The sequence below is a fragment of the Enterobacter cloacae complex sp. IR5441 genome, assembly GCF_049238215.1.
Classification (GTDB): domain Bacteria; phylum Pseudomonadota; class Gammaproteobacteria; order Enterobacterales; family Enterobacteriaceae; genus Enterobacter; species Enterobacter hormaechei_C.
The window spans coordinates 100599-124801 of record NZ_JBMKIA010000004.1; the positions used below are offsets into that span (position 1 = coordinate 100599).

The window sequence follows — 24203 nt, forward strand, 5'->3', positions numbered from 1 at the left end:
GCTGAGGGTATAACGATGCAACGCCTCTTTCCTGCACTGTGGGTAGTCCTGTTTTTAGTCGTATCTCCGCTGCATGCGGAGCCGAAAGTCTATGGCGAACAGCGTATTCACCGCTGGTGGGATGCAGTAACGGACGATATTGCGCAAACCTGGGAACAGCCGGATCGTTACGATCTCTACCTTCCGTTTCTGAGCTGGCATGCTCGATTCATGTATGACAAAGAGAAAACCGACAATTACAACGAAATGCCGTGGGGCGGGGGGCTGGGCGTGTCCCGCTACAACGACGAGGGCAACTGGAGCGCGCTCTTTGCCATGATGTTCAAAGATTCACATAACGAATGGCAGCCTGCGATGGGCTACGGCTGGGAGAAAGGCTGGTATCTGGATAACGCAAAAGATTTCCGTCTGGGGCTGGGGGCCGCTGCGGGGATCACGGCACGCGACGACTTTGCCAACTATGTCCCGCTGCCGTTTATCTTCCCGCTTTTCTCTGCCGGATATAAGCGCGTCACCGTCCAGTTCACCTATATTCCCGGGACCTACAACAACGGCAACGTGCTGTTTGCCTGGCTGCGCCTGGGCTTTTAGAGGGTGATCACTTTTTTGGCCACTGCGTTGGACAGGATCAGCAGCGAAAACAGGACCGACGTAACAAACGTAAGCACAATCAGAGCAAGTTTGGTGCTCAGGGACGTCACCGGAATGAGCGCGGTCAGCAGGTGAAACACCGAGTAGTGCATAATATAGACCCCGGTCATGGTTTTGCTAATGGCGGCCAGCACGGACTCTTTAAACTCCGCATTGCGGCGAAACCGCACGCCGTTGGCCGCAATCACCAGGGCAATAATCAGAATATAGATTTGCGATCCGGTAAGAATAAAGGCGTTTCTGTCTGCTTTAAATAGCGCAAAAAAGAAGTGCCGCTCGTAAAACCACGTGAAGAGATAAATAAATGGTATGGCAATCACCGCGGCCCTGACCACATTTTTGCGGCCGATCCACGCCGCGATCTGCGGATCGCAAAAGAGCTGCCCCGTCAGATAAAACAGCAGCCACGTCCACAGGCGATACTGCGGCGACAATGAAAGGACGTGGGCATCAGGATAGAGGGCTGACAGCAAATCGTACCCGTATGAGAAAAGCAGCAGGGCGGCAATGACCCCGCAAAAGAGCATTCGTCGCTGACTGAGCCGCTCCACCACCGGGTGAAACGTGTAAATCACGATAAACGCGAACACGAACCAGGGCTGGATCAGATATCCGCGCTGATAGGGCTCCCACAGGTAGTAAATCGTTACCCAGAACAGAAAGACGATCACCAGGCTTTTGATCTTATCCAGCTGCCAGCGCGTGCCGTGTCGGGATTGCCCGTCCAGATACCCTGCAACCACAAAAAATAACGGCGTGGCGATGGTCGAAATGAAGGTTAAAAAACCGAGGATCCAGTGATAGTCATAATCGTAATGATCCCAGGTGTTGTAGATGGTGAAAAAGGTCACCGCCGTCATACAGCCCAGCGTCTTGATGATATTCAGCCCTGTCGCATTCATTGTTGTTCAGCTTTGTCCTTACGATGGAAACACGCGTAAATTACGGGGAGTACCAGCAGCGTCAGGATTGTAGCAAACCCAAGCCCAAACATAATCACAACGGCCATGCTCTGGAAGAACACATCCAGCAGCAGAGGGGCGAGGCCGAGTACGGTCGTAAAGGCGGTGAGCAGGATGGGACGCAGGCGCGACGTGGCGGCGTACACGATAGCACTGTGCTGATCCTGCTGCGCTTTCTGCTGTTCTATCTCTTCCACCAACACAATGCCGTTGCGGATCAGCATCCCGCTCAGGCTCAACAGGCCAATCAACGCCATAAAGCCAAAGGGGATGCCGGTAATTAAAAACCCCGGCGTCACGCCGATCAGCGCCAGCGGCACGGTCAGCCAGATAGCGACGGCGTTTTTCACCGAACTGAACATTAGCACCGTGATCACAAACATCACCAGATACCCGAGCGGCAGCGTGGTAAATAGCCCCTGCTGCGCTTCGCTGGAGTTCTCCGCGTCCCCGCCCCACTCAATGCTGTAGCCGTGAGGCAGGGGCAGGGCATCTATTTGCGGCTTCACGCGGGCGAGAATATCGCCGGAGGTTTGCTGGCTTAGCGGGTCAGGGTCGGTCTGCACGGTCAACACGCGGGAGCGGTCACGGCGCAGGATCAGCGGATCTTCCCACTCCAGCGCGAAGCCGCTGATGACGTTGCTCAGCGGAATATACTGCTGCCGGGTCTGGCTCCAGACCAGGACGTTATTCAGGTGATTGGCGTCCAGCCGCTCGCTTTCCGGCGGGCGCACCACCACGGGCAACAGGTCGCTGCCTTCTCTGTACAGTCCTGCCCGACTGCCGGAGAAATTCATCTCCAGTGCGTTATCGACGTCCTGCTTATCCACGCCAAGCTCACGTCCCAGCGCAGTGACGTACTGCGGGCGGAGCACTTTGCTGCGATTTTGCCAGTCGTTCCTGACGCTGTCCGTCGCCGGATCGCGCGTAAGGATGTTGTCTACCTGGCTGGCGATCAGACGCAGCCTGTCCGGATCGGGGCCTTTAATACGTATTTCAATGGCGCTGTCGCCGGAGGGGCCAAACATCACCCGCTTCGTGCTGGCGTTAACCTGCGGATAGTTCCGTGCGATGTATTCATCCATGTGGCGGGTCAGGGCGGGGATGTTACGCTGGTCGTCCATTCTCACCATAATTTGCGCATAGTTGCTGTACTGCCGCTGTCCGCTGTAGGTCAAAATAAATCGCATACTTCCCTGACCAATCGTCGAGACCGTAGTTTCCACGCCTGGCTGGCCGTTAATGGTTTTCTCGATATCACCGGTCATCTTCTCGGTCCAGTTAATGTCGGTACCGTAAGGGAGCCAGAGGTCGACAAAGAAAATTGGCGTACTGGAGGAGGGGAAGAAGTTCTGCCGCACCGAGCCAAAGCCCCAGATGGCGGCGGCCAGCAGTGCGGCCATCACTACCAGCGTTGGCGCTTTACGCCGTAACAGCGCGTTGAGCACACCCTGATAGATCCGATAGATGCGTTTGTCATAGGGATCCGTTTCGTCGGCCTTTGGCGGTGCAGCATCTCGTTTAAACAGCCACCACTTAATCAGCACTGGCGTAATGGTGAGGGCTGAGAACCAGCTCAGCATGAGCGAAATCAGCAGGACCTGAAACAGCGACTTACAGTATTCGCCGGTGGAATCCTGCGACAGCCCGACGGGCGCAAAGGCCAGGATGGCGATGACCGTTGCACCCAGCAGCGGCAGCGCAGAACGGCGAATAATGTCGCTAATGGCGTTCATCAGGGACGAGCCCTGCTGCCGGGCTACCAGTACCCCTTCGACAATAACAATGGCATTGTCGACCAGCATGCTGAGGGCGATGATCAGCGCGCCCAGTGAAATGCGCTGTAGTTCAATACCCCAGAGATACATGATCAGCAGCGTGCCCAGCACGTTGAGGGCGAGGGAAAAGGCGATAATAATCCCGCTGCGTAAGCCCATAAAGATCAACAACACGCCGATGACAATTGCCAGCGCCATCAGGAAGTTAATGATAAATCCGTTAACGGAATGCCCGACCTCCGCCGCCTGATCGTAAAACAGGTCGATATGGATACCTGCCGGTTTCTCGGCTGACATCTGCTCTAGCTTCGCCTCCAGGGCATGTCCCACGTCGATCACGTTAACGCCGGGGATAAAGGAGACGCCCATGGTGACGGCTTTTCTGCCGTTGGCATGGTAGATGCTGGCAGGGGACGCATCCAGCCCGCGTGACAGGGTGGCAATATCCCGTAAGCGGGTAGCCGCCCCAACGCCGGGCGGGGTCACGATGAGATCGGCCAGCTCGTCAATACTTTCGAATTCACCGGTAGGATGCAGACGAATTGACTCGGTACCGGAGGGGATCTCTCCCGCGCTGGAGACCACGTTCAGCCTGCTGAGCTGGGCAGAAAGCTGGTTCAGCGTTATCCCGCGCGCGGCCATTTTGCTCAGAGAAATGTCCACGTTAATCTGCTGAGTGAGGGCTCCTCCTATGGCCACTTTGCCCACGCCTGGCACGAGGACCAACTCCCGGCGCAACTGCTCGGCATAGCGAACCAGTTCCGGATTGCTGAATTCATCTCCGGAAATGGCAAAGAAAAAGCCGAACACATCGCCAAAATCGTCATTCACAAACGGGGTCACTACGCCGGGTGGAAACTGTCTGGCGGCATCTCCCACCCGGCGACGCAGTTCATCCCAGATTTGCGGCAGTGCATTTGAGTGGTAGCGCGAGGCTATGTTGACGGTGATCTGCGACAGGCCGTTGGAGGAGATGGAGCTGACGTTATCCAGATAAGGTAACTGCTGAAGCGCGTTTTCCAGCGGCAGGGTGACCTCTTCCTCAACCTGCTGTGCCGACGCGCCCGGATAATGGGTGATCACCACCGCCGTTTTGATGGTAAACGCCGGATCTTCCAGTCTGCCGATGTTCAACAGGGCAATAATGCCGCCTACGCCCAGCAGCAAAATCGTCAGCCAGACGCGAACCGGGTTGCTGATAAACTGACGAGAGATATCCATTACAGTCCCCGTTCACGCGTCCAGATACGTACCGGCTGGTTGGGATGTAGCTCCCCAACGCCTGCGGCCACCACGCGTTCACCCGCCTTAAGCCCACCGACGATGACGACCCCCTCAGCGCTGACTTGCCCCACGCTGACCTTACGATCTTCAAGGTGCAACGTATCGCCTTCGCCCGTCACCACCCAGACGTGTGGCTCATTGCGCGGGCGGTTATCCGGGTTAAAGACCGCTTCAACCGGCACCACCAGCGCCTCACTGCCCACGCCCGCCGGAAGGTTGGTTAAATTGATGGTGACCGTTCCGCTGACGCCGCCCACGACGGGAAAATCATCCGGGCGGGGCATGGTTAAAATCACCTGCCAGGTCAATGTGTTGCTGTCGCTACTGCCTGAGTGCTCTTTGTACACAGCGGTAAACTCGCGACCGGGCAGGGCGTTGATCCTCACTACCGGTTTGTACTGCGCATTGCGGATATCGAAGGTGTTAAACAGATTCTCTGGAAGGCTGAACACCACGTCCAGCAGATCGGTACGGGTCAATGTGACGACGGGCTGGCCAGCGGAGACGACCTGATGATTTCGCACATGGACACTGGCCGCTGTCCCGCTAAAGGGGGCGACAAGCGTCATCTGGCTTAATTCCTCGCGCGCAATCTGTAGCGCGGCGTTTGCAGAATCGCGGTTTGCGCGCTGGACATCCATCTCGGCCTTCGACACGGCCTGGCGTCCCGCCAGGGTCTGGAAGCGGTCGAATTGCCTCTGCGCCAGGGTCGCCGCCGTTTGCCTGTCGTTCAGACGCTGCCGGGCTTCGCGATCGTTAAGACTGGCGAGCCGTTGCCCCTGTTTGACAACGGCACCCTGGCGAATGTCCAGGGTCTCAATCTGCCCGGCACGTTTGAATGCGAGATCCGTGGCATCGCCGGATTCGATACGGGCGGGAAAGACGCGCTGCTGCGCGTTCCCAGCCTTCACCACCTCTGCGACTTTTACCATTTTCGGCAGGGGCGCGGCGCGGTCGGATTTCGGATCGCACGCCGTCAGCAGCAATAAAACAACAGGCAGAAGAGAGAGGTAGCGCTTCACAGTATTCCCCTGATAATCATTGTTTTATTTATTTCGTCATCAATGCTGGGGTGGCGCTATTCTGCCAGGGCCGAGACGACCACATAGGTAAATAAACCGATTGCTGTGCTGGCGATAATGGCGAGCGCAATAAACAAACCAAGGCGAATCAGGCTTAAACCGTACATGCATTCCTCCATGAGGTTGAAGGTGGCGCGGGATAAAGAGAATAAACGTGTTGCATGTCTGACTATGAGCATAGTCGGTGAATAAATAAATGTTAAATAACCATTATTAGTGGCGTGACATACTCAGGCGAAACAAGCGTTACGATGGTGTATCCCCTTTGAATAACATCCTGATATTCCTGTGCTACGTTTAATAGCATCCATTCCTTTTTTCCGTAAAAGGCATTCACGCCCGTACCTATGGGGTTGATGCGATCTCTCCTGATTCACTCACTGTTGTGTTGGTTATAAAAAAGGATGCTTGATATGTATAAAACGATTCTGGTGCCGGTGGATGTATACGAAACAGCATTGTCTGACAAAGCGCTACAGCATGCCCAATTCCTGGCGCAAAGCGCATCGGGTGATGTCCATCTGCTGTACGTTATGCCAAAGTTCTCGGCAGAACTGACCCGCGGTTTTATTGCAGACGCGAGAAAGATGGATGAATATATGATTAATAATGCTAAAGAAAAACTGGCTGCGCTGGTAAAAAAAATCAACCTGCCGGAAGCGAATGTCCATCTTCATGTTCGCAGCGGGAATATACGTGATGAGGTAATCAAACTGGCGGATGAACTTAACGTCGGTGCGATTATTGTGGGATCGCGTAATCCCAATATTCAAACCCATTTATTAGGGTCAGAGGCGGCGAGTATCGTTCGTTATGCGCATGTTCCTGTTTTCGTTATTCGTTAATGACATGAAAGCAAGGTGATTTCTGAAAAGAACCCGAGGAAGGAACGATGATAACAGAAAAGCCTCACCGCCCGTATTATCAACAGACCGTTGATGAAACCCTGACAAATATCCAATCCAGCCTCGACGGACTCAGCAGTACAGAAGCGACCGCCAGGCTGGAAAAATACGGCGAAAATGCCTTACCGCAAAAACCGGGTAAACCTGGCTGGCTGCGCTTTCTGGCCCATTTCAACGATGTTCTCATTTACGTTCTTCTGGCGGCGGCGCTGCTGAAGCTGATAATGGGACACTGGGTGGATATGTTTGTCATTCTTGGGGTAGCCATCATTAACGCCCTGATTGGCCATATTCAGGAGAGCAATGCGGAGAAATCGCTGCAAAGTATTCGCAATATGCTCTCCAGCGAGGCTGTGGTTATCCGGCAGGGCAACCATGAAACTATCCCGACGACAGCGCTGGTGCCCGGAGATATCGTCGTGATACGCGCCGGGGATCGCATTCCTGCCGATCTTCGTGTGACAGAGGCGCACAACCTGCGGGTGGAAGAAGCTATTCTCACCGGCGAATCCACGGTAGTGGAGAAAAGCAGCGATGCGCTCCACGGGGAGTTGCCGTTAGGCGACCGTTACAACCTGCTTTATTCTGGCACCACCGTCAGCTCCGGCGGGGGAAAAGGGCTGGTGGTGGCGACCGGTGGGGAGACCGAACTCGGCCATATCAACCAGATGATGTCAGACATTGAAAAACACCGTACCCCGTTGATGGTGCAAATGGACAAGCTCGGCAAGACCATTTTTATCACCATTCTGGTGATGATGCTGGCGCTGTTCGTTTTCAGTCTTATCTTCCGTGATATGCCCGTATCAGAGCTGGTGCTGTCGCTGATTAGCCTTGCGGTAGCGGCGGTGCCGGAAGGATTACCGGCCATTATCTCGATCATCCTCTCGCTGGGCGTGCAGGCGATGGCGCGTCGTAAGGCGATTATTCGCAAGCTGCCTACCGTGGAAACGCTGGGGGCGATGACGGTTATCTGCTCGGATAAAACCGGCACCCTGACCATGAATGAGATGACGGTAAAAGCGGTGATTACCGCGGACACCACCTACCGCGTGGAGGGAGACAGCTATGAGCCGGTGGGCGCGATTCATCCTGTTGACGATACGACACCGGTCACCGTGACCCAGGGATCTGTGCTGGAGCGCTATCTGCGCACCGTCGATCTCTGTAATGACAGCCAGCTGATCAAAGATGAGCAGGGGCTGTGGAAAATCACCGGCGGGCCCACCGAAGGCGCGTTGAAGGTGCTGGCGGCCAAAATCCCGCTTCCGGCAATTGACGCCGAACTGCGCAGTAAAATCCCATTCGATTCGCAATATAAATACATGTCCACCCTCTATCGCCTGGGTGACGAAGAGGTGATGTTAATCACCGGTGCGCCGGACGTCCTTTTCCGTCTTTGCCAGCACCAGCAGACCCAAAACGGGCTGGAGCCGTTCAACCTGCACTACTGGGAAGAGAAGATTGAAGAGTATGCGCGCGAAGGATTGCGCATGGTGGCTGCGGCCTGGAAACCGGCCGCCAGCGGGCAGCGCGAGCTGACGCATGCGGATCTGCAAGAGGGGGTCATCCTGCTCGGCATTGCGGGCATGATGGATCCCCCGCGCCCGGAAGCCATTTCGGCCATTGCCGACTGCTTGCAGGCGGGCATTCGCGTGAAAATGATTACCGGGGATCATCCACAAACGGCGATGAGCATTGGACAGATGCTGGGTATTGGCAACGCGGCGAGCGCCATTACCGGGCGCGAGCTGGAGGCGATGGACGACCATCAGCTGAGCGAGGCGGCGCAAAAATACGATATCTTTGCCCGAACCAGCCCGGAAGATAAATTCCGCCTGGTGCAGGCGCTGCAAAGTAAGCAGGAAGTGGTCGGGATGACCGGGGACGGGGTGAACGATGCGCCGGCGCTGAAGCGGGCGGATGTCGGCATCGCGATGGGGATCAAAGGTACTGAAGTCACCAAAGAAGCCGCCGATATGGTGTTAACGGATGATAACTTTGCCACCATTGCCCGGGCGGTCCATGAAGGGCGTCGGGTCTACGACAACCTGAAAAAGACCATTTTGTTCGTTATCCCGAGCAACATCGCCCAGGCTTTGCTGATCATTATTGCCCTGCTGGCGGGAAACCTGATCCCATTAACGCCGGTACTGATCCTGTGGATGAACATGGCAACCTCGGCAACGCTGTCGTTTGGCCTGGCGTTTGAAGCGGGTGAGAAGGACATCATGAACCGGCCGCCGCGTAAGTCTAACCTGCATGTGATGGACGGTTATGCCATCTGGCGAGTGGTGTTTGTCGGCCTGATGATTGCCATCAGCGCCTTTGTGCTGGAGGCCTGGCTGCAACCTCGCGGCTACTCGCCGGAGTTCATCCGCACCGTGTTGCTGCAAACGCTGGTCACCGCCCAGTGGTTTTACATGCTCAACTGCCGCGTCACCGACGGCTTCTCCCTGAGTAAAGGTCTGCTGGCTAACAAGGGGATATGGATCGTGAGCGGCGTACTGCTGGCCCTTCAGCTTCTGATCATCTATGCGCCGTTCATGCAAATGCTGTTCGGTACCGAAGCGCTACCGTTCCGCTACTGGATCATCACCTTCCTGATTGGGTTTGCGATGTTCATGATTGTTGAAGCAGAAAAAGTCCTTACCCGGAGATGGCGCACGACGAAAAGATGACTGAATGAGCAGGCTAAGCCTGCCCACCGGCAGGCTTTCTCTTTGACTGAGTACAGAACACTATGATTCGATTTGCCTCGTTCGTTTTTACGCTTGGTATTCTGGTTCCCGCTGCATCTGCTGTAACCTACCCCCTCCCTCCCGAGGGCAGCCGCCTGGTGGGGGCGCCAGTCACCAACACCGTGCCTGAGGGCAATACCCTGCCGCTCGAAGCGTTTGCAGCGCAGCACGGGCAGGGGTTGAGCAATATGCTGGAAGCCAACCCGGGGGTAGATCCGTTTTTACCGCGAGCCGGAACACAGCTGGTGGTGCCGCAGCAGCTTATTCTGCCGCCAACGGTGCGCGAGGGGATTGTGGTGAACGTCGCGGAAATGCGACTTTACTATTATCCACCCGGCAGCAACACGGTTGAGGTGCTGCCTATTGGCATCGGCCAGGCCGGGCGCGAAACGCCGCGTAACTGGGTAACCGCCGTTGAGCGCAAACAGGAAGGCCCGACCTGGTCACCCACGCCAAATACGCGACGCGCTTACGCGAAAGAGGGGAAAACGTTGCCCGCGTTCGTTCCCGCCGGGCCGGATAACCCGATGGGGCTGTATGCCCTCTATATCGGCAGGCTGTATGCGATCCACGGTACCAACTCAAATTTCGGCATTGGTCTGCGCGTCAGCCAGGGCTGCATTCGCCTGCGTAATAACGATATCAAATACCTGTTCGATAACGTTTCGGTGGGGACGCGGGTACAGCTTATCGATCAGCCCGTAAAAGTGACTACCGAGCCGGACGGTAGCCGTTGGGTAGAGGTTCACGAGCCGCTTTCACGCAATCGCGCGGAATTTGAATCGACAAATAAGGTGCCGCTGCCCATTTCAGCCGCACAAAGGACGCAGCTAATAAGTGAAGGGGCGGGCGCTGAGCTGGAACGGCGGTCAGGGATGCCGGTGAAGCTTGCTATGACTGGTAGTGCCTCGCTTACCGGGCCTTGAGGACCGTAGGTCGGGTAAGGCGAAGCCGCCACCCGACAATTTTACCGAACGCAGAAAAGCAAAAAGCCTGCTTTAAAAGCAGGCTTTTCAAATTTGGCTCCTCTGACTGGACTCGAACCAGTGACATACGGATTAACAGTCCGCCGTTCTACCGACTGAACTACAGAGGAATCGTGTGAACGGGGCGCATATTATCGACCTGCGTACGCCTTGTCAAAGGATGGATCACCGACTTTGCACTGTTTGCTGACAAAACCAGCAAAGTGACGTTTTTGCCAACGGAATGCACCATTATTGTGCAGATATACCCCGAATGGGGCAGATCGGAAACCGTTGTCCCCTTCTCAAAACAGGCACCAGTGATTGGCTTTCCTTATTTTCAGCCGCTTAGCAGCGACATACACCCGCTGCAAAAAACTGGCATCCATATTGCAAAACCTGTTTAACAACACAGCCGTTACCGGCACGCTATTTTCGAACAGGGGGCAACATGAACTTAAGACGACTGAAATACTTCGTAAAAATCGTCGATATCGGCAGCCTGACCCAGGCGGCTGAAGTGCTGCATATCGCGCAGCCTGCGCTGAGCCAGCAGGTCGCGACTCTGGAAGGCGAAATGGACCAGCAACTGTTGATCCGCACCAAGCGCGGCGTAACGCCTACCGAAGCGGGAAAAATTTTATATACCCATGCCCGCACGATCCTGCGTCAGTGTGAACAGGCGCAGCTGGCCGTGCACAATGTGGGGCAGACCCTGAGTGGCCATGTCTCCATCGGCCTGGCGCCGGGAACGGCTGCATCGTCGGTAACCATGCCGCTGCTACAGGCGGTGCGCGCGGAGCTACCGGAAGTGCTGGTTTATTTGCATGAGAACAGTGGTTCCGTACTCAATGACAAACTGCTCAATGGTCAGCTGGATATGGCGGTGTTGTACGATCGCTCCCCGGTTGCCGGGATCACCAGCCAGCCGCTGCTGAAGGAAGATCTTTACCTGGTCGGTACCCGTGATTGCCCCGGTCAGAGCATTGATTTAACCGCTGTGGCAGAGATGAACCTGTTCCTGCCGCGCGACTACAGTGCCGTGCGCGTGCGTGTTGACGAAGCGTTCTCGCTGCGTCGTCTGACGGCCAAAATTATCGGCGAGATTGATTCTATTTCCACGCTGACTGCCGCCATTGCCAGCGGCATGGGGGTAACGGTTCTGCCCGAGTCTGCCGCACGTTCACTGTGCAGCGCGGCGAACGGCTGGATGGCCCGCATCACCACGCCATCCATGAGCTTACCGCTGTCGTTGAATATGTCTGCGCGCGGCTCCCTGTCACCGCAGGCGCAGGCGGTGAAAGAGATCCTGATGTCTCTGGTCAGTAAGCCGTCCCTGGAAAATCGCGAGCTGCAACTCGTCAGCTGATATTCCAAATAAGCATAAGATGCTGGTTTTTATTATTTGTTCTCCAGCCCGGCTGACTCTAACAATAGCCTTATGTCAGATGCGCCGGAGTGAATTGTGAATTTCCAGCAACTTAAAATTATTCGTGAGGCGGCCAGGCGGGATTACAACCTGACCGAAGTCGCCAATATGCTTTACACCTCTCAGTCGGGCGTCAGCCGACATATCCGCGAGCTGGAGGAGGAGTTAGGCATTGAGATTTTTATCCGTCGCGGCAAGCGCCTGTTGGGTATGACCGAGCCAGGCAAGGCATTGCTGACCATCGCTGAGCGCATTCTCAACGAGGCCAGCAACGTTCGTCGGCTGGCGGATCTCTTTACCAACGACGCTTCGGGTGTGCTGACTATCGCCACCACCCATACGCAGGCGCGTTACAGCCTTCCGACGGTTATCAAAGCATTTCGTGAGATCTTCCCGGACGTACGTCTCGAACTGATCCAGGGCACGCCGCAGGAAATTGAAGTGCTGCTGCATAACGGCGGGGCCGATATCGGTATCGCCAGTGAACGGCTGAGCAACGACCCGCTGCTGGTGGCGTTCCCGTGGTTCCGCTGGCACCACAGCCTGCTGTTACCCGCCGATCACCCGCTGAATCAGGTTTCGCCGTTGACGCTGGAAGAGATCGTCAAATGGCCGCTTATCACCTACCGGCAGGGCATTACCGGACGTTCGCGCATTGATGAAGCATTCAAGCGTAAAGGGCTCACCCCGGACGTGGTGCTGAGCGCGCAGGATTCCGACGTGATCAAAACCTACGTCGAGTTAGGGCTGGGGATTGGCCTGGTGGCCGAGCAGTCTGGCGGCGAATATGAAGCCGGAAATCTGGTGCGTCTGGATACGCGTCACCTGTTCGATGCGAATACCGTCTGGCTGGGGCTAAAGCGCGGGCAGCTTCAGCGTAACTACGTGTGGCGTTTTATCGAGCTGTGCAATGCGGGGCTTTCCGTGGATGAGATCAAACGCCAGGTGATGGAGCCGGAAGAAGTGGCGATTGATTATCAGATTTAACTACGCGTCTGCCCGGTTGCGCTGCGCTTTCCGGGCTTGTATTCCCCCTTCACCCTGTTTCTCCTTTATTTCTGAAGACGGCTTCCATATTTTGCATCCTTAACCTGCATACCAGCCAATCTGTCTGCATAATCGGCACTATAGTTTTGCATCTATATAGTTTTTGATCTATGTTGTACAAGGAGGTCCCGTGTGGGCGATTAAAACTACGGACAGGTTTGACGACTGGTTCACCTCATTAAACGATAGCGAGAGAGCCAGCGTACTGGCCGCGCTACTTGTATTGCGGGAAAAGGGACCGGGTCTGTCCAGACCGTATGCCGATACGCTGAAAGGCTCCCGCCACAGCAACATGAAAGAGTTGCGTATCCAGAGTAAGGGTGATCCGCTGAGGGCATTTTTCGCTTTCGATCCGAACCGTACGGGTATTGTACTGTGTGCGGGCAATAAGTTCGGTAATGAAAGGCGATTTTACGATGAGATGCTCCTCGTTGCGGATCGGGAATACACTCGCTGGCTGAACACATTAAAAGAGAGGAATTAACGCGATGGGCAGAACCCTGGAGCAGCTTATTGCAGATGAAAAACCTGAGGTTGTTGCCAGCGCACAGGCAATGGCAACGGATATTTTGCTCAATATCCATCTGGCCGAGTTACGTGAAAAAGTGCAAAAAACGCAGGTAGATATGGCCAGGGCGTTGGGTATTAAACAACCTACTGTCGCCGTTATGGAAAAGGCAGGTCGCGATATTAAGCTTTCTTCTTTGAAACGCTACGTTGAGGCCGCCGGAGGGAAGCTACGGCTGGATGTAGAACTGCCCGATGGTTCTCATTACGAGTTTGTGTTGTAACCCACAAAAGCAAAAAGCCTGCTTTAAAAGCAGGCTTTTCAAATTTGGCTCCTCTGACTGGACTCGAACCAGTGACATACGGATTAACAGTCCGCCGTTCTACCGACTGAACTACAGAGGAATCGTGTGAACGAGGCGCATATTATCGACCTGCGTGCGCCTTGTCAAAGGGGAAAACACCGTTTTTGTTCGTTTGCCGAGAATTTCAGCAAACCGATGATTTAATAGCAAATTTGCTTTCAAATTGCACAGCATAATGCGCCGCCCGCAGGCAGGCGGCGCGCAGGATCAGAACAGTACGGAGTAGTTCAGACCAAAGGTACGTCCACGGCCTTTATAAGTATAAAGACCCGGTGCGCCGTAGGTTGGGCTATACAGCCCCGGTGCGCGCTGGCCCCAGGCGGTGGTGTAGTCTTTGTCCAGCAGGTTTTCCACGCTGAAGCTGACTTTGCCCACCGGCAGGGCGTAGCTGCCGAGGAAATCAACGGTGTTATAGCCATCGATCTTCTTACCGTCGGCGTCAGACACGTCGAAGGTTTGTGTGCTCTGCACGCGCAGCGTCCAGTCGCCCGGCGCCCAGTTGACCCATGCGCTGGCTTTCGACGGGCTGGCGCTGTCGACCGTCAGCTTCTCCCATTTCCCGTTTTCACGCGTTTCGGACTTGATGGCGTTAAAGTTCGCCCCGGTACTCCAGTCGCTGTCGGTGAAGAAATAGTCCACCTGGCCTTCAACCCCGTAGATACGACGTTTGTCGTCCTCCAGGTTGATGGTCATGTCGCTCTTGTTGATGGTGATGGTTTTATCCGAGAGCGAGTAGTAGGCCGCCACCTGGGTACGCAGGTTATCGCCGGTGAAGCGCCAGCCCAGCTCGTAAGCATTGACCTTAATACCGTCCAGCGTTGAGTCGTTCACATTGACGCTGTTTTGCAGGCGATAGTGACCATCGACCAGCTGATAGGTGCCGGAGCCGTAGTACTTCGCCAGGTCCGGGATCTCGAAGCCCTGGGAGAAGTTAAACCACAGCTGCTGCTGTTCGGTAAGACGTCCAAGGATCCCGGCGTTAAACAGGAAGTTGTTGTAGTCGGTTTTCCCGCCCGGCACCGCGTCAGCGGAGGTCGCTTTGCCCGTGGCGATTGCCTGCTGCTGGGCGTAGCCGACAAAATCGTCCACCTTGTTTTCGGTGTACTGGTAACGCACGCCGCCGCTCAGGGTGATGGCGTCAATGTCATAGCTGGCTTGCAGGAACGGCGCGAGGTTGGTAATGCTGTAACCCGGATAACGGCCCACGTTGTAGGCGTTATCCAGCTCCATGCCGCCGCTCGCCGCCGCTTTGCTTAAGTCGAAGAACTGCTGGTTGGCATCGAACGTTTCATGGTCGGCATCCACACCCCAGGTGAGGGTCAGGTCGTCCATCGGCTTGCTGTTCAGCGTCAGCTTGCCGCCGTAAAAATCGGTTTTCTGCTGGGATGCGCCAATGCTGGTCACCGCGCCTTTGCTCAGCGTCGGGAACGGGTAGTAGGTCAGGCTCTCGTCACGGTAGTAAATCTGCGCAACCAGATCCTGGCCCCAGAAGTCGGTGTTCGAGTATTGCAGGTTGATCAGGTGACGCTCTGTGCCCGGGATACGGTCAGAGTTCAGGTTGTCTTTGTTATAGGCTTTGGCATCGCCCGTGACCGCAGCGAAATTCTCCCCAAGGAACAGGCCGTGCTTGCCGTCGGATTCGCTCTTGTAGTACTGAGTGGTTAACTGGAGCTGCTGATGATCGTCGATGTTAATGGTGCCTGTCCCCATCACGTCGATACGGTCGGAATACTGCAAGCCGGTCTGGGTGTTATCGATAATCACCTCGTCGCCGTTGCCGTCATACCAGCCGCCGTAGCGCTGATAGGAGACCGACAGACGACCAGAGGCGTTGTCATTGCCGCCGCTCACGGCTGCCGATACGTTCTCATCATGGTCGTTATGACTGTTAAACCCGCTTTTTGCCCCGGTCTGGAACTCCACTTCGGTCTCCGGCTGGCCTTTTTTGGTGACAATGTTCACCAGACCGCCGGTACTGCCGCCGCCGTACAGCGAGGTGGCGCCGGAGATCACTTCGATGCGGTCAATGTTGAACGGATCGATAGAGTCGAGCTGGCGGCTGTCGCTGCGGGACGAGTTCAGACGTACGCCGTCCACCATCACCATCATGGAGCGACCGCGCAGGTTCATGCCGTAGTTGGTACGTCCCTGGCTGCTGACGTCCATGCCGGGGATCAGCTGGGCCAGCACGTCTTTAATCTCTTTCCCGCCCTGAACCTGCTGCTCAATTTCCGCCCGCTCAATAACCCAGGTGGTTTGCGCCATCTCTGCCACGCTGCGATGTGCCCGGCTGGCGGAGACCACAATATCTTCTTCCTTTTGTTCTTCCGCCCACGCAGAGGTAGAAAGCATGGCAAGCAAGCACGGATTTAAAACCCAAAGATGAGAACGTTTCATTGTTATGTTGATCCTGAATGTGTGTGTCAGTACTCGGTGGTCTTTATTAATGATTTAAAAACCTGGCTGCTCTCCGGGCTGGTGGTGCTCCGCCAGTGGATCACGCCGGGGGTGGTTGCCAGCTCAAACGGCTCGTCATCGTGAGCGCGATTCAAAATTCGCGCCGCGCGCCAGGCCATCAGGCTGAGCTGGGGTTCGGCAATACCGAGACGGTGCATCCCGGCATTGACGGCAAACAGGCGGTTGCTCTGCGGGCCGTCCCATTCAAGGGTAAAATCGTTGTTGATGCAGAAGGCTTCATCCTCATCCAGACGCAGTCGGGAAGAGAGCGGGGCGAGAAACGCGGGCTGTACGGCGCGGTAGCCGGTGGCGAAAATCACCACGTCGCTTTCCAGCTGTTCGCGCCCGCCGTCCAGGTGATGCTGGATGCTGAGGCGATGTCCGGTTTCCTGGCGCGTCAGCGCCGTCACCGAGCGGGACGGCATCAGGTGCGCCCAGGGTTTTTCGCGCAGCACTTCGAAGCGGTGATACATGGCGCGATAGATGGCCAGCAGCGACTCCGTGGTGATCCCGTCGGAGGTCATCTTCTGCTCCTGCAACATCTGACGTCGGGCGTCGTCACCAAGGGTCGAGAAGCTGTCCACGTACTCCGGCGTGAAATATTCGTTAGCAAACGCGGCTTCATCCAGCGCGTTGTAGTTGTTGCGGCGCGACACCCAGTTGAGGCTCAGCGGCTGGCCCCATTCGCCACGGAAGATATTTAAAAACAGATCGGCACCGCTCTGGCCACCGCCGACCACGGTGACGCGCTTGCCCGCTAAATCTGGCATGCGCAGCATCATTTCGCTGGCGTGGAAGCAGGTGTCGTCCTGCGCGGTGACGCAGTCTGGGAGATTGATCTGCTTCCCAATCCCCACGCAGACGTGGCGCGCCAGGAAGCGATCCCGCTGGGTCACGACCTCAAACAGGCCGTTTTGCTCATCAAAGCGGACCTGCTGTACCTGCTGGCTGAAGGCCAGGTTAGTGAGGTTATCCGCCGCCCAGCACAGGTAGTCGGCAAACTCCTCGCGCGAGACGGTGCGCTGCTCGGTGGTGAGGAAACGGTAGAACTTTTTGCGCTGTACCAGATAGTTCAGGAAGCTGTGGCGGTTGGTAGGCTCCACGGCGCTGACCAGATCCTTCAGGAAGCTGGTCTGCATATGGCAGTCCGGCACCATCATCCCCGGGTGCCAGGAGAAGTGCGGCTTGCGTTCAAGAAACAGCGAGCTAAAACCGTCCAGCCCCTCTGCCAGCGCGGCAATACTGAGGTTGAACGGACCGATACCAATGCCGATGAAATCATAGGTTTTCATTGCGCTGACTCCTGGGAGACCAGAAAAAGAGGGTTATCAAGATCGCAGACGTAGTTCGGTAGCATGCGGCTGCCGCCGTCGTGTTCAGAGAAGGTCAGTTTGACCGGGTTGAGGATCACACGAATAATCTGCGGCTTAAACAGGTCGAATTTGGCGAAGCGCGCTGCAAGATCCGGATGGGCGGCCATATAGCGACGTAACACCAGCGCCAGGATCTGATAGAAGCGGGGTTCGCTCACGCCGCATTGCAGGGTGAGGCGGGATATAAAGCGCAGCACCGTAACAAAGTTGCCGGTTTGCAGGTCGTGAATGATGTAATCCGCGCTGAGGCGCGCCGTCACCGCTTTTACCTGCTCCGGCAGGCTCTGCGCCTGCGGGAAATCTTCATCCACCAGGCGCATGTCGCCCTGGAAATCCTTCAGCAAAATGCGCTGCGGAACGTAATCTTTCATCACCAGCGTGACGTTCTGGCCGTGGGCGATGAGCGCCACCCCGTAGCGACAGAGCAGGTGATAGAAGGGGATCACCGTCGCCTCAAACAGCTTTTCCAGCCATGCGTCAGCGGTTAACCCCGAGCGTTTGATCCACGCGTCAATCAGCGGGCGCCCCTGGTTATCGGTTTCCATCAGCGCCGCCATCAGCACCGCCTGTTCGCCATCCTGTAAATAGCAGGATGGGTTCTCGCGCCAGATCACCCCCAGCATCTCCTGATAGCGGTACGGCGCCTCAGGCAATGCGGCATAACCCGGATGCGACAGATATCCGGCTGCGGGTTCGCCAAGCACCTGCGCCCCGGAGTGAATCAGCGTGGCATCGCTGGCGAACTGCTGCTGTAGCCAGCGCGAGGCCAGCGGACCGGCGGCGATATACTTGCCCGGAATACCGCGGTAGCAGGAGGTGTTGTAGATGGTCAGCGGCAGCTTGATGTCATACGGCGCGCGACGGCTGGCGTTGGTCAGCGTGCGCAGGGACTGCTGCGCCAGATACTCATCGCCGAACTCACCCAGTTCTACCATCTCACCGCGCGCGAGCTGCGCCAGGAAATGAATGGCAATTTTTTGCTGCCACTGCCACGGGTGCAGCGGCACCGGCAGCCAGCTGTTGTTCAGATCCAGCTCCTGCCAGCGGGCGTCGAACCGCTCGCGCTCGGCATCGTCCATGGCGCTGGAGAGCAGGGCGTTAATATCGCAATCGGCGTCGCTGCTCCAGACCAGACGCTCGCGCTGCACGGCGACCCAGTGCAGGCGGAAACGCCCGCGATATTCCGGCGCGTACAGGCGCAGGGCATCCAGCCCCCAGCCGCGGCGTCCCTTGTTGAAAATAAACTTCGGGTGACCGCGCATCAGGCACTGTAGTTCGTCCGGGTCGAGGTGGATCAGCGCATCGGCATCCAGCGTTTCACGCGCCTGCAACAGCTGCATGTCACCCCGCAGCGTGGCGTAGAGATCTTCCATGTGCTCCGCCGTTTGCGCGTCGCTCATCTCCAGCACGATGGCCAGTTGCAGCAGCGCGTTTTCCGCTTCGACCGCCGCGCCGCTGGTGGTGGTCAGGGTGTCAGGGTCAATATGCAGCCAGCCCCAGATCCCACGCGTGGCGCGAAACTGCCAGCACGCGTTGCCCATACTGATGCGCCAGTTGTCCGCCGTAACCGGCTCGGCGCGCAGGGTGCGTTCATATTCCAGTTCGGCGAGGATCTTCGCCACCATCTCGCGGTTCACTTTCTGCCAGAGTGCGTTCACAGTTCCACCTCGTGGAAGAAGCGATGACGCTCGCTCATGATCAGACGGGAGCGTTTGTGCGGGAAGTCGAACTCTTTCACCGTGTCGAAACCAGCGGACGCCAGATGGCGGAACAGACGCTGGTTGTCGAAGCGCGGTTCCGCCACAATGCGCGCCGTGCGCGGTTCATCAAGATACAGATAGTGGCTGAGGCCGCGCAGCCAGCTGCGGATATACTGCGCCCCGCGCCAGTTCTCTTCGCCCACCAGCATGTGCAGCCCACGGTCAAACGGCTGCCAGCGATAGTGGCGGCCAATGCGGTCTTCTGCCGCCCAGTAGAGTTCAAAATAGCCGAACGGCTGGTCATCGAAGCAGCCGATAACCGGGTAGCAGTACGTCGAATCAAGCTGGCGACGCAGGTAGTTCTCCTGCTCGGCCTGCGGGCCCGCCATCTCCCAGAAGGCATTCACGCGTGGGTTGTTCATCCAGCGGGTGAAACGCTCGCCGTCCAGCGCCACGTCCGCCACGCGGAAGCTCAGGGTGCGCTTAATCTGCGGATCGTAACGGCGATACACCTCGCCCTGCGGGCAGTGAGGGCGCAGCGGGAAGTACAGCTGACGGCTTTCATCAAACTGCATTCCGCCGCTCGCCTGCGGACGTTCGCCTTTCAGCCACAGCGGCAGCTGCCAGAAAATTTCACGCGCCAGATAATCCCCGCTTACGAGGCTAAACAGCGCCTGCGCCTGAGGTTCATCCTGCCAGGCTGCCCACGGCAGGGTAATGCCGGTCAGGGCGGGCGCGGCAACAAACAGCTGGTCGAGGGCGTCCACCAGCCAGCCGTCCGGGAGCCCGGTCAGCCGCTCCAGCACCGCGCTGCCGTCGAGACCCAGCGTCAGCGGCAGGTTTTGTTCCGTGACCGTGCAGCGAAAGCCGTAGCCGGAATGGACGATATTCGCGTTTGCCATCACGCCTTCTCCTTATAAAACGGGTTGCTAAAGTCGAAATAGATCACCGCCGGATCGACGATGGTGTTTTCGTTGCGATCGTGCAGGTAGCAGAAGAAGTTGCCTTTGCAGTTCCAGGTCGGGCTGTCGAGCACGTAATCGAGGCAGCGGGTCTGCTTCGCTGTCGTGCGCAGTTCGGCCAGCGCGTCACGCACGCGGGACATCAGGTTCTCTTCGCTGTCGAAACCGGCAGCGGCGAGCGCGGCGGTGACGGCAAGGGTAGAGTTCAGCAGCAGGTAATAAGGGAAGTAGCGCAGCAGCTGGCTCTCACCGAAGCGGTTTTCCACCTCGGTTTCACCTGCCTCTTTCAGCCACGCGTCGGCCCCTTCGGTCCAGGCGCTGCCCTGGCAGTCGCGGTAGATCAGCCCAACGGGGAAATCCTGCTGCATCTCAACGAGGATATTTTGCTGGTGCGCCAGCAGGACCAGACCGTAGTCCGCCTCGGCGCTGAACAGCGGAAGCAATACCCGGTCGCAGTAGGCGTCCAGCCAGCAGCGCGCGGACTGGGTGAGCGGGAGATCCAGACGCTGGCTCAGACGACGCACCGCCGCGGCGAGCAGGCTGTCGCCGCCGTCCGGCGCGGCCTGGGTCAGGCTCACCAGCACGTTGGTTTGCGTTTCAGGGGTATCGAACAGCAGGTTGACGCGCAGGGCCATCAGACTCTCTTCCTGAACGACGCCGTGCTCATCGCACAGCCCCGCCCAGCCATCCTCCTGCATCACGCGCATGGTCGGGTAGCGCGCCTGGAGTTCCTGCCAGCGTGCCGTTTTCGCCAGCCGTGCCAGGCGCATGCCGCGCTTAACCTCTTTCACCGACAGCGTGCGCACGGAGTTGGTCAGCCGCACGCTCAGGGAAAACTTAATCATGTCGCTGTTGGTTTCGCTGTACAGCGAGCGGGAAGAGCTGGTGGGCAGCCATTGCGCACCGGCTTCGCCCAGATCGCGCAGGGCGCCTTTTTCTACCAGACGCTGGCACCAGTCCTGCTCCAGCAGATAGTCGGCCTGCCACGGGTGCATCGGCAGCAGCCAGCGGGTGTCGGTGAAGTGGCCGAGCAGCTCCGGTGCGCTCTGTGCGGCAAAGCGCAGCAGACGCTCGCGCAGGGAGACGTTCAGGCTGTCACCGGTAATCAGCTCATACCCAACCGCAAACCAGCGCAGCGGGAAGCGGGAGGCGAAATCCGGCAGATAGCGGCGCGCTTCGGCCTCGTTAAACGGCTCGTGCGACTTTGGGGCAGGATGAAAAGCATGGCCGACCAGCAGCGCCTGTTCCGCTTTGGCAAAGGTCAGCGGCTTATCGCGCAGGTTTGCCCAGTTGTGGCGTAAATCAATGGCCTGCCAGGTGTGCGTATGGCTTTCCAGGACGCGCTGCTTAAAGCGAGCCAGCGTATCGGCATCCAGTTCGCCTTTTACCGTCTCTTTTTCAATAATAAAATCAATCAGTTGATGGAATGTGACCGTGTCACCGCCGTCGCTGTCGGCCTGAATCAGCGTTGCCGGAAAACGATACTGGTGATGCTGCGTGGGGGAGAAATAGCGTACCGGAACCCGAATGGCCTGGGTTGGGGAGAGCGGGATATGAATCTGCGATAACTCATCCGCACGGGTTGCGGGAAGATAGTGCCAGTCCTTCGTTTCGCGCAGCAGCGCGTTCAAAAAACACTGGGCCGCAACATCTGTACCGGCGGAGCGGGGCAGAGTACGCATAGTTGTACCTCATTCCATGACTGATAATAATTCTCGTTATGATATTCATTCTGTTTACAGTGGCAACTATTTTTGCAATATTTGTTTTCATAAACTTCATAATTTCCACACATTTATTGACATTATCTTCACAATTTTATGCGCACTCGTACTGAGAATCTCACTGACGTTGTGGCCCCCAAAACTAACTGGCCCCTGGCACTGGGCGCCGGTTTATTAGGTATTGGGCAAAACGGTTTGCTGGTTATGCTGCCGCAGCTGGTCTCCCTGACCGGACTGTCGCTCTCCGTCTGGGCCGGGCTGCTGATGTTCGGCTCGATGCTCTTTTTACCCGCCTCGCCCTGGTGGGGACGCCAGAGCGAGCGGCACGGCTGTAAGATCGTTATGCTGGCCTCGCTGGGCGGCTATCTGGCGAGCTTTGTCGTGATGGCGCTGGTGGTCTGGGCGATGGCGAACGGTGCGCTGAATGCCTTCTGGGGAATGGCAGGCCTGGTGCTGTCGCGCATGCTTTACGGCCTGACGGTATCAGGGCTGGTGCCTGCGGCCCAGACGTGGGCCATTCAACGCGCGGGGCTGGATAAAAGGATGGCGGCGCTGGCGACGATAAGCTCTGGCCTGAGCTGCGGGCGTCTGCTGGGACCGCCTCTGGCCGCGCTGATGCTCAGCGTCAGCCCGGTCGCCCCGCTCTGGCTGATGGCGGTGGCGCCGTTTATCGCGCTGCTGCTGGTGCTGCGCGAAGCCGCCGATCCCCCGTTGCCGCCGGTGGCGCACCAGTCGACGCGGTTACAGGCCTCCATGCTGCCTTTCCTGGTGCTGGCACTGCTGCTGGCGGCGCTGGTCAGCCTGATGCAGCTTGGTTTATCGCCGCATCTTCACCCGTTATTTAATGGCGATGCCGTGCAAATCAGCCATCATGTCGCGCTGCTGCTGAGCCTGGCCGCGCTGGCGACCCTGGCGGCGCAGTTTCTGGTGGTACGCCCGCAGCATTTTACCCCGAGAGTTTTACTCTTAATTGCCGCGGTCTTGATGGTGGCGGGTCTTGGGCTGATGTGTCTCGCCAGTTTAGCCCTGTTCTACGTGGGAATTGTCATCACTTCGCTGGGGGCCGCCATGGCAACGCCGGGATACCAGCTTTTGCTCAACGATCGGCTGACGACGGGCAAAGGCGCAGGGGTGATCGCCACCAGCCATACGCTGGGGTACGGGGCCAGCGCGCTGCTGGTACCCGTGGTGACGCGCTTTTACGGCGAGCAGTTTTTGATTACTGCCGCATGGGGAATGGCGCTGCTGTTTCTCGCGGTGAGCGTGTGGGTACGATCGACCGATCGTACCTCTGCTGAACATTAGTGGAACGGATGAGAGGATGTGCTGGCTGCGTCCTCACTTTGCCGCAGACGCTGAAGCGGATCCTGCTGATAAAACTGGCAAAAACGCTGCCACAGCGCCGGGAAGCGCGGGGCAAAAAGCTCAGGTGCGCTAAAGAAATACTCGGACAGTACCGCAAAACACTCGGCGGGATCGGTCGCGGCATAGGCATCAATGCTGGCCGCGCTTTCACCCACCAGGTCTATCTCATCCTGAATGTTTTCCATCGCCGCGTGCAGGTCGTGCTCCCATCCCGCGACTTCACGCAGCGGGATCAGCGGCACGCCGCTGGCGCGATCGCCGTTGCGGGTATCCAGCTTATGCGCCACTTCGTGAATGATCAGGTTGAAGCCCGAGGCATCGAACGAGTCCTGAATATCCAGCCAGTTGAGGATGATTGGCCCTTGCTGCCAGCTTTGCCCGGACTGCACCATACGCTGGTTGTGCACAAGCCCGATGTCATCCTCCCACTCATCATCGACGATAAACGGCGCCGGGTAGATCAGCACTTCGTGGAAGCCATCCAGCCATTCGATACCCAGCTCCAGCACCGGCAAGCAGAAGAGCAGGGCGATGCGGGAATTTTTAAGCGGATCCAGTTCGAAGCCCTGTAGCGGTACCAGCCGTTTTTGCTGTAAAAAACGCTCGGCCAGCTGAATCAGCTTTGATTGCTCTTCAGGCAAGAGATTCGCCAGCACGGGGATCGCCAGAGCCTCATCCCAGGGCAGCGCCATATTTCGACCAGCGTCGTTCGTTTTCCAGGGCCACTTAATCATCGCTTTGCTCGTTACTCGCACGTGAACAAAATGGAAAGGTCAGGGGCTGTTAGCATGCCAACATACTCTGTTAAGCAGTATGACACTCCTCTTCGGCTGCATGCAGACTGGCAGCCTGTTTAAGAGGAATCCAGCCCGCATAAACTATCACTATGTGCCGTCAGGTTGATAG

The 24203-nt window shown here is 57.1% G+C and carries 18 protein-coding genes and 2 tRNA genes; 9 read left to right on the forward strand and 11 right to left on the reverse strand.

Annotated elements, in window-relative coordinates; translation table 11 throughout:
- Window positions 1-15: 15 nt before the first annotated feature.
- Window positions 16-591: a lipid IV(A) palmitoyltransferase PagP gene (gene pagP / locus ACOTX5_RS06825; RefSeq protein WP_003859516.1), complete on the forward strand. Its 576-nt coding sequence runs from the start codon at window positions 16-18 to the stop codon at window positions 589-591.
- On the opposite strand, the gene ACOTX5_RS06830 is transcribed toward pagP, so the two are convergent.
- Genes ACOTX5_RS06830 through ACOTX5_RS06840 form a run of 3 tightly spaced genes read right to left on the reverse strand, consistent with a single transcriptional unit; the run spans window position 588 to window position 5697 of the window.
- Window positions 588-1553 (reverse strand): acyltransferase, encoded by a 966-nt coding sequence (locus tag ACOTX5_RS06830; protein WP_045910849.1) that lies wholly within the window; start codon window positions 1551-1553, stop codon window positions 588-590. The two genes, pagP and ACOTX5_RS06830, sit on opposite strands and share 4 nt — an antisense overlap.
- Window positions 1550-4612: an efflux RND transporter permease subunit gene (locus ACOTX5_RS06835; protein ID WP_045910848.1), complete on the reverse strand. Its 3063-nt coding sequence runs from the start codon at window positions 4610-4612 to the stop codon at window positions 1550-1552. Before ACOTX5_RS06835 ends, ACOTX5_RS06830 begins: the two co-directional genes overlap by 4 nt.
- Window positions 4612-5697, reverse strand: a complete 1086-nt coding sequence (locus ACOTX5_RS06840) for an efflux RND transporter periplasmic adaptor subunit (protein WP_045910847.1) — start codon at window positions 5695-5697, stop codon at window positions 4612-4614. The genes ACOTX5_RS06835 and ACOTX5_RS06840 overlap by 1 nt, the downstream gene beginning before the upstream one ends.
- A gap of 473 nt (window positions 5698-6170) precedes the next feature.
- On the opposite strand from ACOTX5_RS06840, the gene ACOTX5_RS06845 reads away from it, so the two are divergent.
- From ACOTX5_RS06845 to ldtA, 3 genes are all read left to right on the forward strand, one after another.
- Window positions 6171-6602, forward strand: a complete 432-nt coding sequence (locus ACOTX5_RS06845; RefSeq protein ID WP_023303952.1) for a universal stress protein — start codon at window positions 6171-6173, stop codon at window positions 6600-6602.
- Between the two features lie 47 nt (window positions 6603-6649).
- A complete protein-coding gene (locus ACOTX5_RS06850; protein ID WP_045910846.1) occupies window positions 6650-9343 on the forward strand; it encodes a cation-transporting P-type ATPase in 2694 nt (897 codons plus the stop codon).
- Between the two features lie 62 nt (window positions 9344-9405).
- Window positions 9406-10329 (forward strand): L,D-transpeptidase, encoded by a 924-nt coding sequence (gene ldtA / locus ACOTX5_RS06855; RefSeq protein WP_045910845.1) that lies wholly within the window; start codon window positions 9406-9408, stop codon window positions 10327-10329.
- Between the two features lie 94 nt (window positions 10330-10423).
- Here the strand turns inward: ldtA and ACOTX5_RS06860 are convergent.
- A tRNA-Asn gene (locus ACOTX5_RS06860) sits at window positions 10424-10499 on the reverse strand.
- A gap of 320 nt (window positions 10500-10819) precedes the next feature.
- Between ACOTX5_RS06860 and nac the strand changes: the two genes are divergently transcribed.
- The 4 genes from nac to ACOTX5_RS06880 all read left to right on the forward strand — a co-directional run bounded on the left by nac (window position 10820) and on the right by ACOTX5_RS06880 (window position 13635).
- Window positions 10820-11737 (forward strand): nitrogen assimilation transcriptional regulator NAC, encoded by a 918-nt coding sequence (nac, locus tag ACOTX5_RS06865; RefSeq protein ID WP_003859531.1) that lies wholly within the window; start codon window positions 10820-10822, stop codon window positions 11735-11737.
- Window positions 11738-11833: 96 nt separating this feature from the next.
- Window positions 11834-12784 (forward strand): HTH-type transcriptional regulator Cbl, encoded by a 951-nt coding sequence (gene cbl, locus ACOTX5_RS06870; RefSeq protein ID WP_003859532.1) that lies wholly within the window; start codon window positions 11834-11836, stop codon window positions 12782-12784.
- 190 nt (window positions 12785-12974) lie between these two features.
- Window positions 12975-13328, forward strand: coding sequence for a type II toxin-antitoxin system RelE/ParE family toxin (locus tag ACOTX5_RS06875; RefSeq protein WP_045910844.1), 354 nt, complete (start codon window positions 12975-12977; stop codon window positions 13326-13328).
- Window positions 13329-13332: 4 nt separating this feature from the next.
- Window positions 13333-13635 carry a helix-turn-helix domain-containing protein gene (locus ACOTX5_RS06880; RefSeq protein ID WP_017383313.1) on the forward strand — a complete coding sequence of 101 codons (303 nt, stop codon included), beginning with the start codon at window positions 13333-13335 and terminating at the stop codon, window positions 13633-13635.
- A 45-nt stretch (window positions 13636-13680) separates the two neighbouring features.
- Here the strand turns inward: ACOTX5_RS06880 and ACOTX5_RS06885 are convergent.
- From ACOTX5_RS06885 to ACOTX5_RS06910, 6 genes are all read right to left on the reverse strand, one after another.
- Window positions 13681-13756, reverse strand: a tRNA-Asn gene (locus tag ACOTX5_RS06885).
- A gap of 167 nt (window positions 13757-13923) precedes the next feature.
- A complete protein-coding gene (locus tag ACOTX5_RS06890) occupies window positions 13924-16113 on the reverse strand; it encodes a TonB-dependent siderophore receptor (protein ID WP_023324924.1) in 2190 nt (729 codons plus the stop codon).
- Window positions 16114-16139: 26 nt separating this feature from the next.
- A complete protein-coding gene (locus tag ACOTX5_RS06895) occupies window positions 16140-17465 on the reverse strand; it encodes a lysine N(6)-hydroxylase/L-ornithine N(5)-oxygenase family protein (protein ID WP_045910816.1) in 1326 nt (441 codons plus the stop codon).
- Window positions 17462-19204, reverse strand: coding sequence for an IucA/IucC family protein (gene iucC / locus ACOTX5_RS06900; RefSeq protein WP_045910815.1), 1743 nt, complete (start codon window positions 19202-19204; stop codon window positions 17462-17464). Before iucC ends, ACOTX5_RS06895 begins: the two co-directional genes overlap by 4 nt.
- A complete protein-coding gene (locus ACOTX5_RS06905; RefSeq protein WP_045910814.1) occupies window positions 19201-20148 on the reverse strand; it encodes a GNAT family N-acetyltransferase in 948 nt (315 codons plus the stop codon). Before ACOTX5_RS06905 ends, iucC begins: the two co-directional genes overlap by 4 nt.
- Entirely contained in the window at window positions 20148-21890 is a 1743-nt protein-coding gene (locus ACOTX5_RS06910) for an IucA/IucC family protein (RefSeq protein WP_045910813.1), read from the reverse strand. The genes ACOTX5_RS06905 and ACOTX5_RS06910 overlap by 1 nt, the downstream gene beginning before the upstream one ends.
- Window positions 21891-22028: 138 nt before the next feature.
- On the opposite strand from ACOTX5_RS06910, the gene ACOTX5_RS06915 reads away from it, so the two are divergent.
- Entirely contained in the window at window positions 22029-23237 is a 1209-nt protein-coding gene (locus ACOTX5_RS06915; protein ID WP_045910812.1) for an MFS transporter, read from the forward strand.
- On the opposite strand, the gene mtfA is transcribed toward ACOTX5_RS06915, so the two are convergent.
- Complete coding sequence (gene mtfA, locus ACOTX5_RS06920) at window positions 23234-24031, reverse strand: DgsA anti-repressor MtfA (RefSeq protein WP_003859539.1); 798 nt, start codon at window positions 24029-24031, stop codon at window positions 23234-23236. The two genes, ACOTX5_RS06915 and mtfA, sit on opposite strands and share 4 nt — an antisense overlap.
- Window positions 24032-24203: the final 172 nt, after the last annotated feature.

Excerpts from the sequence above, each read along its gene's own strand:
- pagP (WP_003859516.1), top strand. The coding sequence starts at position 16 with ATGCAACGCCTCTTTCCTGCACTGTGGGTAGTCCTGTTTTTAGTCGTA.
- ACOTX5_RS06830 (WP_045910849.1), bottom strand. The coding sequence starts at position 1,553 with ATGAATGCGACAGGGCTGAATATCATCAAGACGCTGGGCTGTATGACG.
- ACOTX5_RS06835 (WP_045910848.1), bottom strand. The coding sequence starts at position 4,612 with ATGGATATCTCTCGTCAGTTTATCAGCAACCCGGTTCGCGTCTGGCTG.
- ACOTX5_RS06845 (WP_023303952.1), top strand. The coding sequence starts at position 6,171 with ATGTATAAAACGATTCTGGTGCCGGTGGATGTATACGAAACAGCATTG.
- ACOTX5_RS06850 (WP_045910846.1), top strand. The coding sequence starts at position 6,650 with ATGATAACAGAAAAGCCTCACCGCCCGTATTATCAACAGACCGTTGAT.
- ldtA (WP_045910845.1), top strand. The coding sequence starts at position 9,406 with ATGATTCGATTTGCCTCGTTCGTTTTTACGCTTGGTATTCTGGTTCCC.
- nac (WP_003859531.1), top strand. The coding sequence starts at position 10,820 with ATGAACTTAAGACGACTGAAATACTTCGTAAAAATCGTCGATATCGGC.
- ACOTX5_RS06880 (WP_017383313.1), top strand. The coding sequence starts at position 13,333 with ATGGGCAGAACCCTGGAGCAGCTTATTGCAGATGAAAAACCTGAGGTT.
- ACOTX5_RS06890 (WP_023324924.1), bottom strand. The coding sequence starts at position 16,113 with ATGAAACGTTCTCATCTTTGGGTTTTAAATCCGTGCTTGCTTGCCATG.
- ACOTX5_RS06895 (WP_045910816.1), bottom strand. The coding sequence starts at position 17,465 with ATGAAAACCTATGATTTCATCGGCATTGGTATCGGTCCGTTCAACCTC.
- ACOTX5_RS06905 (WP_045910814.1), bottom strand. The coding sequence starts at position 20,148 with ATGGCAAACGCGAATATCGTCCATTCCGGCTACGGCTTTCGCTGCACG.
- ACOTX5_RS06910 (WP_045910813.1), bottom strand. The coding sequence starts at position 21,890 with ATGCGTACTCTGCCCCGCTCCGCCGGTACAGATGTTGCGGCCCAGTGT.
- ACOTX5_RS06915 (WP_045910812.1), top strand. The coding sequence starts at position 22,029 with ATGCGCACTCGTACTGAGAATCTCACTGACGTTGTGGCCCCCAAAACT.
- mtfA (WP_003859539.1), bottom strand. The coding sequence starts at position 24,031 with ATGATTAAGTGGCCCTGGAAAACGAACGACGCTGGTCGAAATATGGCG.